Consider the following 13,079-nt stretch of genomic DNA (forward strand, 5'->3'; position numbering starts at 1 on the left):
TTAACGTCCGCGAATTCGCGGATCCAGCGCGTCGCGTAGGCCATCGCCCAGGTAATTCACGCTGAGCACGGTCAACGAGATTGCCAGTCCGGGCCAGAACACACGCTCAGGGTACTGCTGCAGATAGTCTACCCCGTCGAACAGTAGGCGGCCCCAGGTTGGAAAGTCGGGCGGGAAGCCCAATCCAAGGAAGGACAGCGCGCTTTCGGTAATGATCGCCGTGGCAATCCCAAGCGTCGCAGACACCATGATCGGTGACAGCACGTTCGGCAGGATATGCCGCGTGATGATTTGGCTGTTGCTGGTGCCGATAGAGCGCGCCGCCAGAACGAATTCTCGTTCCTTGATGGCCAGCACGTCGCCCCGCACGATCCGGGCGGTTGGCATCCAAGAGGTGATGCCGATGGCGCAGACAATCAGGATGAAAATTCCGCGCTCCAACCCAAAGGCAGCCGATAAAGGCTCGCGGAACAGAAGCATCATGACCAACAGCAGTGGCAGCAGGGGCAGGGCCAGGAACAGGTCCGTCAGGCGCATCAGCGGTCCGTCAAGCCGTTTGAAGAACCCGGCCAAGACACCGATAAACGACCCTAGGAAAAGCGCCAGAAGCATTGCCGTGATGCCCACCGAAACCGAGGTCTGCCCGCCTGACATCATGCGCGCCAGAATATCTCGACCCAACTGGTCGGTTCCAAACGGATGTGCCCAGCTTGGCCCCTGATTGCGCGAACGGATGTCTATTTGCGTTGGATCAATGCTCCACAGGTACGGTCCCAGATAGACGCCTGCAACGATGAAGAGGAACAGGATCGCACCAACCATCGCGCCCTTGTGGGTCTTGAACTGATCCCACACATCGCGCCATTGGCTGCGCGGAGGGGTTGCCAGTTCCTCCATAGCGCCTGCGCCCGGCACGGCGGTCGATGCGGCTGCCAGTCCTTCATCCGGGATCAGCGTGTCTGATTTGTCGGTATCAGTCATAGCGAATCCTCGGGTCCAGAATGCCGTAAAGAACATCGGCGATCAGGTTGAACAGCACGATCAGCACGGCAAAGATGAAGGTCAGGGTTTGCACCATCGGCAGGTCGTTGGCCTGAATTGCGCCGATCAGCAATTGGCCGATGCCGTTCACTTTGAACACCTGCTCGGTGATGATGGCACCCCCGAAGATGGCCGGAATACCCAGCGCAATCACGGTAACCACGGGGATCATCGAGTTGCGCAGGACGTGGACCATAACGACCGTGTATTCACTCAGGCCCTTGGCGCGTGCGGTCCGGACGTAATCCTGATTGAGGTTGTCCAGCATCGAGGCGCGCATGAACCGGCTGAGCTGTGCGGTAATCTGCAAGGCCAGAACCATGACCGGCATGATCATCTGTTTCAGCTGTACGACAAAGCTGTCCCAGCTGTTGACCACATGGGTTGTGTCATAGATCGACGGGAACCAACCCAGCTGGACCGAGAAGATCACGATCACCAGAACGCCCGAGAAGAAGGGCGGGACCGAGAAACCAACCATCGACACGAATGTGCCCATCTGATCGAACCACGAATACTGGCGGTAGGCCGAATAGATGCCGATGGGCAGAGCGATCAGGATGGCGACCACATAGGCGGTGCCGACAACCCACAGGGTCTGGGGGATACGCTGAACGACGATGTCCATGACCGGCGAGCGGGTCTGCCACGAAATCACACGCAGGTCACCTTCGGAAAAGGTGGTGCCAAACATGTGGTCGATCAGAACCTGCGGTTCGATCCAGAAGAATTGCACGATCCATTTCCAGAACCGGATATGCATCGGCTGGCCAAGGCCAAGCGCCTCGCGCATCTTCTCTTTGACTTCAGGCGGAACGGTGAGCGGGACCTGCGCCATCGGATCGCCAGGGGCAAGCTCGAGCAGCAGGAAAATGACGAGGCTGATGAACAGCAGCGTGGGTACGGCCAGCACCAGTCGTCTGATTGTGAAATTGAGCATTAAGAGGCGCCTTTATATGCGTCTTCTTGTTGGGGTGGTGTGCAAATGACCGCGCCCCGATAACGACCGGGGCGCGGCTTTGCAAGATCAGTGCTTAGGAGCCGGTTTTGCGGTACCAGTCCGCAATGTTCCACAGCTCGCTGTCCCAAACGTTCAGGACAACGCCACCCAAGGTGTTCGCGTGCGCCGACAGACGACCACGGTGAACCAGCGGGATCATACCGCCATTCTGAACCATGATGTCATTCAGCTGTTTCGCGATCTCGGCGCGAGCTTCCAGACCAGCGGTCTCGGCCAGTTTGGCGTGCAACGCGTCAAACTCTTCGTTGCAGAAGCGGGAGATGTTTTCACCCTGCCACTGGCTTTCCGGCTTCGGTGCTTTGTCGCACAGGCCGTTGCCAAGATAGGACTGCGGGTCGGTGCCGTTGAAGGTGTTGGCGTACATCTCAACGTCAGCATAGAACTTCTGGAAGGTGTCAGGCGAACCCGGGTCACCACCAAAGAAGACCGACGCGTTGATGTTGCGCAGCTCGGTTTCGATGCCGATTTGGCTCCACCATTCTTTAATCAGCGCCTGGAAGTCCTGACGGACAGCGTTGGTCGAGGTTTGGTAAACCACTTTCAGCGGAACGCCGTCTTTCTCGCGAATGCCGTCGCCGTTGGTGTCAACGATTCCGGCCTCGTCCAGCAGCGCATTTGCACCTGCGATATCCTGCGTGTCACAGGTCATCGAAGTCGAGTTGAAGGCCGCAGGGGCGGGAACCCAGTTACAGGTCACCTTACCGGCCTGACCATATCCGATCTCAACCAGAAGCGGACGGTCGATGGCCATGGACATGGCTTTGTAGACCGCCGGATCTTGCAGGAACGGGTGCGGATGAGCAGCCGTTGAACGCTCGCCTTCTGGCAGGTCGGGCGATGGGTTGGTCTGGTTCAGCATGATACGCTCGACCAGCGGGCCAAAGCCTGCAACCGGGGTACCTTTGCCGCCTTCCTGCATCTGCGCGATCACTTCGGGCGCCAGCTGAAGGTTCCAAGCGTAGTCGAATTCACCCGTTTCCATGACAGCACGACCCGCGGCCGTTGCATCGCCACCGCCCTTGAAGGTCACGCTCGCAAAGGCAGGTTTTGCCGGGTCACGATAATTGTCGTTGGCTGCGAAAGTGATGACGTCGTTCGGTTTGAACTCGGTTACAACAAACGGGCCGGTTCCGATCGGGTTAAAGTTCTGGTCGGTGCATTCGGGGGCTTTCGCGCCAAGGCAGTCCGCGAACTGAGCCGCCTGAATGATCGGGCTTTCACCACCTACGAACGGGCCATAGGGGAAGGGGGTCGGCTTGTCGAATGTGACTTTGACGGTCAGGTCATCCACCGCCTCGACCGAGGTGACGCCCTCGAACTTGGTGACCTGCGCGCAGCCGCCTTCGGGATGCATGCAGTAGTCAGCAGTGAATTTCACGTCAGCCGAGGTGAATGGAGAACCGTCCGACCAGGTGATTCCGGGCGCGATCTTCCATGTGATCGATGTCAGGTCTTCGCTGACACCACCATTTTCCACGGTCGGGATTTCCGATGCCAGATAAGGCACCATGTTGCCGTCTTGGTCGTAACGCGCGAGCGGCTCAATCACCAATGAGGCTGATTCCACATCTTTCGTACCACCGGATAGAAACGGGTTCAGGATCGACGGCGCTTGCCAATAAATGATGCTGACATTGCCGTCCGATCCGCGCTCGGCAAAGGCCATCGGAGCCATTGCCGTGCTCGCAATCGCACCAAGCAAAAGGGTTTTGATTTTCATAATTTACTCCCGAATTGGACACGTTTGTGTCTCGATTATTTCCGCAATGCCTGCGGACTTGGCGTTGCTGCCTTGGGGCAAGGTTTTGATCGGTAACGATAATAGCGCTAACGTTTTAAAGCGCGCTCTCTCCCCAAAGCAGTTACGTGGGGTATCGAAACAGAACTTAAGAAAAATGCAAGTGGTGCCGTCGCGAAAATGTGTATTGCGTTTGACTTTTCCCGGTAGCCCGCCGTAGCGTTCGGCACTCAGAACAAAAATGACAACGTCAGGGGAGCGTGCGCGTGCTGGATCAGCCTATTGCACAGATCAAAAAACTGCGGGTGGAATTTCAGACCAAGGATGGCCCTGTCGTCGGCGTCGAGGACGTCTCGTTCGAGGTCAATCCGGGCGAAACCGTTTGTATCGTTGGCGAATCGGGCTCTGGAAAGTCGGTATCATCGCTGTCTCTGATGCGGTTGGTTGAATTCGGCGGGGGCGAGATTGCAGGCGGCCAGCTGCTGTTTGATCGGCGTGATGGCGAAGAGATGGACCTGTCCAAAGCCGACCAGGATCTGATGAAACAGATTCGCGGAAACGAGATCGGGATGATCTTTCAGGAGCCGATGACCGCCCTGAACCCCGTTTTCACTGTCGGTCGCCAGTTGACTGAAGGGTTGCGAATCCACAAGGACATGTCGAAATCCCAGGCCGAAGAACGGGCCTTGGAACTGTTGCGCCAGGTACGGATCCCTGAACCCGAGCGCCGTTTGCAGCAGTATCCGCACGAGCTGTCGGGAGGTATGCGTCAGCGTGTTGTCATTGCGATGGCCATGGCGTGCGAACCGCGTCTGTTGATCGCGGATGAACCAACGACGGCCTTGGACGTGACCATTCAGGCCGAGATTTTGGCTTTGATGGACCGTCTCAAGCGGGAAACCGGCACAGCAGTGATGTTCATCACCCATGACATGGCAGTCGTTGCCCAGATGGCCGACCGAGTGGTGGTCATGTTCCGCGGCAACAAGGTCGAAGAGGGCACTGTTAAAGAGATTTTCGAAAACCCGCAGCATGACTATACCAAGGCCCTTCTGGCCGCGGTCCCAAAGCTGGGTGAGATGCGCGGGAAATCCGCGCCTGAACCTATGAAACTGTTGGGTGTGGAAGGACAAAACATTGCCCCCATCCCCGGCACGGAAGATGTACTGCTGACCGTCAAGAATCTGACGACGCGTTTTCCGGTCAAGGGTGGGTTGTTGCGGCGCACGATTTCGAACGTCCACGCAGTTGAAGACGTCTCATTCACGCTGAACAAAGGTCAAACACTCAGCCTTGTGGGCGAATCCGGTTGTGGCAAGTCCTCGGCTGGGCGCTCGATCCTGCGACTGGTTGAGCCGATGGCGGGTGAGGTCAATCTGGATGGCGTGGACATCATGAAACTGGATCAGTCCGGGCTGCGCAAGGCGCGGTTGGACATGCAGATGATCTTTCAGGATCCCTTCGCGTCGCTGAACCCGCAAATGCAGTTGCTGGATCAGGTGGCTGAACCAATGCGCAACTATGGGGTTGCATCTGGATCAGAACTGCAAGACCGCGTCGCACAGCTGTTCGACAAGGTGCAGCTGCCCCGCAGTTTCATGCGTCGTTTCCCGCATGAAATGTCAGGCGGTCAGCGTCAGCGGATCGCCATTGCACGGGCTCTTGCCCTGAACCCAAAGCTGATTATTGCGGATGAAGCCGTTTCGGCCCTCGACGTGTCGGTGCAGGCACAGGTACTTAACCTAATGATGGAACTGCAATCCGAGCTGGGCCTGTCCTATTTGTTCATCAGCCACGATATGGCTGTGGTTGAACGGGTCAGCCATTATGTTGGGGTCATGTACCTGGGTCGCATCGTCGAACTTGGCCCGCGCGCACGTGTCTTCGAGAACCCGCAGCACGCGTATACTCAGGCATTGATGAAGGCGGTTCCAATTGCAGATCCGAACAAGCGGAAGTCCGAAAAGGACCTGAATTTCAAACCGATTCCGTCTCCTATTCATCCTGTTGGCCACAAGCCTGAACCTTCGCATTATCAAGAGGTTGAGCCGGGTCACTTCATCCTAACGACGGATAGCGGATACTAATACCAATGGCAAAACGCCTGACGCCGCTTGAGATCATGACCAAGCTGATCTCTTTCCCGACCGTAAGCCGTGAAACCAATCTGCCGCTGGTGGATTGGGTTGAGGAATATCTTCAAAGCCACGGAATCGAACCGCATCGGTGGCCGGACCCGGACCAACCGCACAAGGCCGCGATTTTTGCGCAGGTGGGTCCGAACGAAGAAGGCGCGGTGGTTTTATCCGGTCACACCGATGTTGTGCCAGTGGATGGGCAACCGTGGGATACGGACCCTTTCACCGTGATCGAGAAAGACGGTAAGTATTTCGGCCGGGGCACCTGCGACATGAAGGGCTTCGATGCGCTGGCCATTTGGGCCCTTGTCGAGGCACATCACGCTGGGGTCAAGAGGCCATTGCAGCTTGCCCTCAGCTTTGATGAAGAGGTCGGCTGCACTGGTGCGCCGCCCATGATCGAAGCGATGCAGGAAGTTCTGCCCAAAGGATCCGCCGTGATCGTGGGTGAACCATCCATGATGCAGGCCGTGACGGGGCACAAAGGTGGTTTCGGCTTTGACACCCACATCACGGGATTCGAAGTTCATAGCTCGATCATGCACACAGGCGTCAACGCGATCATGGAGGCCGCGCCTCTGATCGATTGGGCGAACCAACAGAATGCTAAGAACATGGCTGCAGAACCCACCCCGGTTGCCGCGGTGTTTGATCCGCCGTGGACAACATGTCATGTCGGGATGATCGAAGGTGGCACAGCCCACAACATTACGGCCAAGGATTGCCGGTTTATGATGGATTTCCGAACCGTGCCGGATGAATCCAAGGCGCAATGGCAGGATGCGTATTTTCAACAGGTCCGCGCGATTGAGGCCAGGATGCAAGCAGTGCACCCGGACGCCCGTATTGAGCTGTCTGAAAACTTCTCGATTCCAGGGCTTGTGCCTGAACAGGACGGTGAGGCAGAAACTCTGGTGCGTGCCTTGACCGGCGACAATGCCAGCCATGTTGTCAGCTACGGAACCGAGGCGGGCCAGTTTCAGGAAGCTGGTTATTCGGCAGTTATTTGTGGCCCCGGCGATATTGCGCAGGCGCATCAGCCGAACGAGTTCATCTCGGTTGCGCAGTTCGAAGCCGGTCACAAATTCATGCAGCGCTTGGTTGAAAAGCTGAGCACTTGATCAGACGTAAAGCGGCGACGGCAGCCGAGAGGGAGATCTTAAGATGCCCGTTAAAAACAGACTTGCGGAAATGCATGGCGAGATTACCAAGTGGCGCCGACACCTGCACGCCCATCCCGAGCTGATGTATGACGTCCACGAAACTGCAGCATTTGTTGCGGACCGCCTGAAAGAGTTTGGCGTTGACGAAATTACACCCGGCATCGGCAAAACCGGTGTTGTAGGGGTGATCAAGGGGCGTTCGGACACACATGGGCGCGTCATCGGATTGCGGGCTGACATGGATGCGCTCCCGATTGAAGAGGCAACGGGGCTGGAGTATGCCTCAACTGTTTCGGGCAAGATGCATGCTTGCGGGCACGACGGGCATACGTCAATGCTGCTGGGGGCGGCGCAATATCTGGCCGAGACGCGCAATTTCGACGGCACCGTGGTTCTGATCTTTCAGCCAGCCGAAGAAGGCGGTGCAGGTGGATTGGCCATGTGTCAGGACGGGCTGATGGACCGCTGGGGTATTCAGGAAGTTTACGGAATGCACAACATGCCCGGTCTTCCTGTGGGTGAGTTTGCCATTCGGCCCGGTGCGCTGCTGGCCTCATCCGATGAGTTCAAAATTACCGTAACCGGCAAAGGCGGGCACGCTGCCGCACCTCATGACGCTGTGGATACGACGCTTGTGGCTTCACATATCGTTGTTGCCTTGCAATCCGTGGTCTCGCGCACGGTTGACCCGATCAAACGCGTTGTGTTGACAGTTGGAACCTTTGAAACGGACAGTGTAGCGTCAAACGTGATTGCGCATACCGTGCGTCTACAGGGAACCGTCCGGACGCTGGATCCTGAATACCGCGCAATCGCGGAAGAGCGGGTGCGCCGGATTGCCGTGGATACGGCGTCGGCCTTTGGAGCCAAGGCCGAGGTCGATTGGAAGCCGGGATACCCTGTGACAGTGAACTCTGAGGCCGAAACAATATACGCGGCCGAAGCGGCGGCGGCTGTCGCGGGCAAAATCAATGACGGAACGGACCCGATCATGCCGTCCGAAGATTTCGCCTATATGCTTGAAGAACGGCCAGGAGCCTACATCTTTATCGGGAACGGGGACACGGCCATGTGCCATCACCCCGAGTATAATTTTGATGACGACGCAATTCCCGCCGGCTGCAGTTGGTTTGCCGAGCTTGTGGAACGACGATTGCCCGTCGCTTAAATCTGGGAGAATGACATGCCGATCAAAAACCGCCTTGCAGAGATGCACGATGAAATCACAGGTTGGCGGCGTGACATTCACCAACATCCGGAAATTCTGTATGACACCCACCGCACCAGCGCGTTGGTCGCCGAAAAGCTGAAGGAATTCGGCTGCGACGAGGTTGTAACCGGCATCGGCCGTACCGGAGTGGTCGGCGTTATTCGCGGCAAAAGCGACACGCAGGGCCGCGTGATCGGGCTGCGTGCGGACATGGATGCCCTGCCGATGCAGGAACAAACCGGGCTGGAATATGCCTCGAATACCCCGGGCGCGATGCATGCCTGCGGCCACGATGGGCATACTGCTATGGTCTTGGGGGCAGCGAAATACCTGTCTGAGACGCGCAATTTTGATGGAACGGCGGTCGTAATCTTCCAGCCTGCCGAGGAAGGCGGTAATGGGGCTGAAGCCATGTGTAAGGACGGTCTGATGGACCGGTTCGGCATTCAAGAAGTCTATGCGATGCACAACGTGCCTGGTTTTCCAACCGGGCAGTTTGCCATTCGTTCTGGCCCGTTGCTGGCTGCGGCGGACGAGTTTGACATCCACCTCGAAGGGCGCGGTGGTCACGCGGCAAAACCGCATGAGACAGTTGATACCACTGTGATGTTGTCGCAATTGATCGTGGCGTTGCAAACGATTGTGTCGCGCAACGCGGACCCGATCCTGCAAGCCGTGCTGTCTGTTACTTCGGTCGAGACGTCGTCAAAAGCGTTCAACGTGATTCCGCAATCGGCACAGATACGCGGCACGGTCCGGACACATTCCAATGAGATGCGGGACCTGATCGAACAGCGCCTGAAAGAGGTCGCGAAGGGGATCGCCGCGACATTCGGCGGATCTGTGAATGTCGAGTATACGCGCGGTGTACCCGTGACGATCAATGCTGAAACACAGACCGGATATGCCGAGGAAGCCGCCGTTTCGGTGGGAGGCAGCTGTATCGAAGCGCCGATGGTGATGGGCGGTGAGGATTTCTCGTTCATGCTTGAAGAACGACCCGGAGCCTTCATTGTGCTGGGCAACGGTGACAGCGCCGGGTTGCACCACCCCGAATACAACTTCAACGACGAGATTATCCCAATCGGATGCTCGTGGTTTGCAGAAATGGTCGAGCGCCGGATGCCGGCTGCTTGAATTAGGAGAGAGAAGATATGCCAGTTAAAAACCGCTTTGCCGAATTGCAGGATGAGATCACAGCATGGCGACGGGATCTGCACGAGAACCCGGAAATCCTGTTTGAAACCCACCGCACCAGCGCAGTTGTGGCCGAAAAGTTGAAAGAGTTCGGTTGTGATGACGTCGTCACAGGAATTGGGCGCACAGGTGTTGTGGGCGTAATCAAGGGGAAGTCGGACAGCAAAGGCAAAGTGATTGGCTTGCGCGCGGATATGGATGCGCTGCCGATCCACGAGGCGACCGGGCTGGATTATGCCTCAAAGACGCCGGGGGCCATGCATGCCTGTGGCCACGATGGACATACAGCGATGTTGCTGGGCGCGGCGAAATACCTGTCTGAAACCCGTAATTTCGATGGCACCGTTGTTGTGATTTTCCAGCCCGCCGAAGAAGGCGGCGGCGGTGGTCGTGAGATGTGCGAAGACGGCATGATGGATCGCTGGAACATTCAGGAAGTCTATGGAATGCATAACTGGCCGGGGCAGCCTGTCGGCAAGTTCGCGATCCGTCCGGGCTCGTTCTTTGCTGCGACCGACCAGTTCGACATCACCTTTGAAGGACGTGGTGGTCACGCGGCCAAGCCACATGAGACGGTCGATACGACCGTCCTGGCCGCGCAGGCGGTTTTGGCGCTGCAAACTATTTCCTCGCGCAATGCGGACCCGATTGATCAGGTGGTTGTGTCTGTGACGTCGTTTGAAACCTCGTCAAAAGCCTTCAACGTGATTCCGCAGACGGTGCAGATCAAAGGAACCGTGCGGACGATGAGCAAGGATATGCGCGATCTGGCAGAAATGCGGATCAACGAGATTTGCAATGGAGTCGCGGCGACCTTCGGAGGCACCGCAGACGTGACCTATATCCGCGGTTATCCGGTAATGGTGAACAGCGACGAACAGACGGAGTTTGCCGCAGATGTCGCCCGTTCGGTTTCCGGGGATTGCGACGATGCGCCTTTGGTCATGGGGGGCGAGGATTTTGCGTTCATGCTGGAAGAACGTCCTGGCGCATATATCCTGGTGGGTAATGGCGACACGGCCATGGTTCATCACCCGGAATACAATTTCAACGACGAAGCCATTCCGGCTGGATGCAGCTGGTGGGCTGAGATTGTTGAACAAAGAATGCCGGCGGCTTGATGGAGGCGGTGGGGGCTCTGCCCCCACACCCCCGAGGTATTTCTAGCCAGATGAAGAAGGATCCTGTGTGTACAGATTAAGTTCTGAACACAAGGTATTGATGACCGATTCCAAAGCATCTGACTGCGTGTTTACACAAGATTGTGCAGCTTCCTGTGCGACTTGCAGAGCGTTTTGATCTGACAACCAGTGCGCCACGATCTTGGAAAGGTCAGTGGAGTTTTGAACTTCGACAGCGCCACCGGTTGCGATCAGCGGGGAAAATGTTTCGCCAAAGTTGAAATACCCCGGACCAGTAATCACGGCGGCCCCGGCCTGAGCTGGTTCAAAGGGATTGTGACCTCCGATTTCTTTTAGCGAACCGCCAAGAAAAACAATGGGACAAAGCGCGTACCAAGTTCCGGTCTCTCCCAATGTATCTGCCACATAGATCTGGGTGTTTTCCCCGATCGTTTCGTTATTGGAGCGGAAAGATGCCGTCATCCCAGCGTCATTGATCAGCGTGGCGATATCGCCTCGGCGTTCGGGGTGGCGGGGTATCAAGAGTAAGAGCAGGTCGGGCCACCGCTCGAGCAAGGTCTTGTGTGCGGCAAGAACGATTTCTTCTTCGCCTTCGTGGGTCGAGCTTGCGATCCAGACGGGGCGGTTCGCGATCTGTGCTTGGATGTCTTGCAAAGTGGCTTGATCCACGGGCAACGGATCAGACATTGCTTTGAGGTTGGTGCCCGGTAGTACGCGGTCCGGCGCTGCGCCAATGTTGACCAGATTGGTTGCCGTTTTGTCATTCTGGGTCAGGAACAGGCTGAATCTGGACAAGATGAAGCGTGCGGTGTCCGGGCGTTTTTTCCAGCCTTTGACGGATTTTTCAGACAATCGTGCGTTCAAGAGCGCGAGTGGTATATTCCGCTGATGACTCTCCACGATCAGACGGGGCCAGATTTCGCTTTCGACAAATACGCCCGCATCTGGACTCCAATGATCGAGGAAGCGTTTCACCGGACCTGCAGTATCCAGCGGCGGATATTGATGACGTGTTCGTGGAGGCAGGCGTTTGGCAATCAGGGCAGCTGATGTGGGTGTGCCAGAGGTGATGAGGAACGCGGCATCCGGCAGACTTTCTGCCAGCCGATTGATCAAGCTGAGAACTGAAAGGCTTTCGCCAACGCTGGCGGCGTGAAACCAGATCAGGCGACCGCTGGGTCGGGGAAGGCTGGCGTAGCCAAGTCTTTCCCTCTGACGGTTTTCGGGTACATCTGCGGCGCGCAGCTTCTTGCGCACGGTAAGCCAAGCCAAGGGTTGGGCCATAGCAGTGAAGCCGCAGTACAACCGGTACAGCAGCGTCGGGCGGTCGTTTGCGCCGGGCATGTCAGCCGCCTGTGTGGCTCATGTGGCGGGTCATCTGGCCATCAACAGCCTGACGGGAATAGTCGAAATCGTGACCTTTGGGCTTTAGGTTGATCGCGGCGCGGATCGCGTCTTCCAGAGATTCTTCGCTGTCCGGGTGATCGCGCAGCGGGGCGCGCAGATCAGCCATATCTTCCTGTCCCAGGCACATATAAAGCTTACCGGTGCAGGTCAGGCGCACGCGGTTGCAGCTTTCGCAAAAGTTATGAGACAGCGGTGTGATGAACCCGATCTTTTGGCCTGTTTCCTCAAGGCGCACATAGCGGGCGGGGCCACCGGTGCGTTCGGCCAGATCGGTGACGGTATAGTGGTTTTCGTATTCCTTACGCACGTCCTTGAGCGACCAATATTGATCCAGACGGTCTTCGTTGCCGATGTCGCCCATGGGCATGACCTCGATCCAGGTCAGGTCCATGTCGCGTTCGGCGCACCACTCGGTGATTTTTGGCAGTTCGGGTTCGTTGAAACCTTTCAACGCGACCGCGTTGATCTTGATCCGCAAGCCTGCTTTTTGCGCGGCGTCGATACCGTTCAGGACTTGTTTCAAGCGCCCCCAGCGCGTGACTTTGGCGAATTTGTCATCGTCCAACGTATCCAGAGAGACATTCACCCGCCGCACACCTGCGGCATAGAGGTCCTCTGAGAAGCGATGCAATTGCGAACCGTTTGTGGTCAGTGTGAGTTCTTTCAGCGCGCCGCTGTCCAAGTGACGGGTCATTGCGTTGAAAAAGGTCATGATATTGCGGCGGACCAAGGGCTCTCCGCCCGTGATGCGCAGTTTCTCCACACCCATCTTCACAAAGGTCGAACACATCCGATCCAGCTCTTCCAGCGTTAGCAGGTCTTTCTTGGGCAGAAAGGTCATGTTCTCGGACATGCAATACACGCAGCGAAAATCGCAGCGGTCCGTGACTGAAACGCGGAGATATGTGATGGCGCGGGCAAACGGGTCGATAAGCGGAGCTGTCATGGCGTAATAGGTAAAGCCGGAACCGGGTCCCGACAAGGGTGAACTGTGCTTTGCGCTGGTACAGATGCGCGCAGGG

At 57.0% G+C, this 13,079-nt stretch carries 10 protein-coding genes; 5 read left to right on the forward strand and 5 right to left on the reverse strand.

All coding sequences use genetic code 11. The features are described 5' to 3' along the window. The 3 genes from GS630_RS13100 to GS630_RS13110 all read right to left on the reverse strand — a co-directional run bounded on the left by GS630_RS13100 (position 1) and on the right by GS630_RS13110 (position 3,782). On the reverse strand, positions 1 to 981 hold the full coding sequence (locus tag GS630_RS13100) for an ABC transporter permease (RefSeq protein ID WP_171620651.1): 981 nt from the start codon (positions 979 to 981) through the stop codon (positions 1 to 3). Further along, entirely contained in the window at positions 974 to 1,981 is a 1,008-nt protein-coding gene (locus GS630_RS13105) for an ABC transporter permease (RefSeq protein WP_170375080.1), read from the reverse strand. The genes GS630_RS13100 and GS630_RS13105 overlap by 8 nt, the downstream gene beginning before the upstream one ends. Before the next feature lie 94 nt (positions 1,982 to 2,075). Further along, on the reverse strand, positions 2,076 to 3,782 hold the full coding sequence (locus GS630_RS13110) for a peptide ABC transporter substrate-binding protein (RefSeq protein ID WP_171235555.1): 1,707 nt from the start codon (positions 3,780 to 3,782) through the stop codon (positions 2,076 to 2,078). Between the two features lie 284 nt (positions 3,783 to 4,066). Between GS630_RS13110 and GS630_RS13115 the strand changes: the two genes are divergently transcribed. The 5 genes from GS630_RS13115 to GS630_RS13135 are packed head-to-tail and all read left to right on the forward strand — an operon-like array spanning position 4,067 to position 10,629. Continuing rightward, the gene (locus GS630_RS13115) at positions 4,067 to 5,887 is read left to right on the forward strand and encodes an ABC transporter ATP-binding protein (RefSeq protein ID WP_171175217.1); all 1,821 of its coding nucleotides are present in this window, start codon (positions 4,067 to 4,069) and stop codon (positions 5,885 to 5,887) included. 5 nt (positions 5,888 to 5,892) lie between these two features. Further along, positions 5,893 to 7,059 (forward strand): acetylornithine deacetylase, encoded by a 1,167-nt coding sequence (argE, locus tag GS630_RS13120; RefSeq protein WP_171235556.1) that lies wholly within the window; start codon positions 5,893 to 5,895, stop codon positions 7,057 to 7,059. 43 nt (positions 7,060 to 7,102) lie between these two features. Next, positions 7,103 to 8,269 (forward strand): M20 aminoacylase family protein, encoded by a 1,167-nt coding sequence (locus GS630_RS13125; protein WP_171620653.1) that lies wholly within the window; start codon positions 7,103 to 7,105, stop codon positions 8,267 to 8,269. 15 nt (positions 8,270 to 8,284) lie between these two features. Beyond that, entirely contained in the window at positions 8,285 to 9,448 is a 1,164-nt protein-coding gene (locus GS630_RS13130) for a M20 aminoacylase family protein (protein WP_171620655.1), read from the forward strand. A gap of 17 nt (positions 9,449 to 9,465) precedes the next feature. Next, positions 9,466 to 10,629, forward strand: coding sequence for a M20 aminoacylase family protein (locus tag GS630_RS13135; protein WP_171620657.1), 1,164 nt, complete (start codon positions 9,466 to 9,468; stop codon positions 10,627 to 10,629). Between the two features lie 42 nt (positions 10,630 to 10,671). Here GS630_RS13135 and GS630_RS13140 read toward each other — a convergent pair whose 3' ends face one another. Both GS630_RS13140 and moaA read right to left on the reverse strand, forming a co-directional pair. Beyond that, positions 10,672 to 11,994, reverse strand: coding sequence for a 3-deoxy-D-manno-octulosonic acid transferase (locus tag GS630_RS13140; RefSeq protein WP_171620659.1), 1,323 nt, complete (start codon positions 11,992 to 11,994; stop codon positions 10,672 to 10,674). A 1-nt stretch (position 11,995) separates the two neighbouring features. Beyond that, on the reverse strand, positions 11,996 to 13,003 hold the full coding sequence (moaA, locus tag GS630_RS13145) for a GTP 3',8-cyclase MoaA (protein ID WP_171620747.1): 1,008 nt from the start codon (positions 13,001 to 13,003) through the stop codon (positions 11,996 to 11,998). Positions 13,004 to 13,079 lie beyond the last annotated feature (76 nt).

The organism is Ruegeria sp. HKCCD7303 (assembly GCF_013111185.1).
Taxonomy (GTDB): domain Bacteria; phylum Pseudomonadota; class Alphaproteobacteria; order Rhodobacterales; family Rhodobacteraceae; genus Ruegeria.

Coding starts and splice junctions, on each gene's coding strand:
- moaA (WP_171620747.1), bottom strand. CDS start 13,003: ATGACAGCTCCGCTTATCGACCCGTTTGCCCGCGCCATCACATATCTC.
- GS630_RS13130 (WP_171620655.1), top strand. CDS start 8,285: ATGCCGATCAAAAACCGCCTTGCAGAGATGCACGATGAAATCACAGGT.
- GS630_RS13135 (WP_171620657.1), top strand. CDS start 9,466: ATGCCAGTTAAAAACCGCTTTGCCGAATTGCAGGATGAGATCACAGCA.
- GS630_RS13110 (WP_171235555.1), bottom strand. CDS start 3,782: ATGAAAATCAAAACCCTTTTGCTTGGTGCGATTGCGAGCACGGCAATG.
- GS630_RS13125 (WP_171620653.1), top strand. CDS start 7,103: ATGCCCGTTAAAAACAGACTTGCGGAAATGCATGGCGAGATTACCAAG.
- GS630_RS13105 (WP_170375080.1), bottom strand. CDS start 1,981: ATGCTCAATTTCACAATCAGACGACTGGTGCTGGCCGTACCCACGCTG.
- argE (WP_171235556.1), top strand. CDS start 5,893: ATGGCAAAACGCCTGACGCCGCTTGAGATCATGACCAAGCTGATCTCT.
- GS630_RS13100 (WP_171620651.1), bottom strand. CDS start 981: ATGACTGATACCGACAAATCAGACACGCTGATCCCGGATGAAGGACTG.
- GS630_RS13140 (WP_171620659.1), bottom strand. CDS start 11,994: ATGCCCGGCGCAAACGACCGCCCGACGCTGCTGTACCGGTTGTACTGC.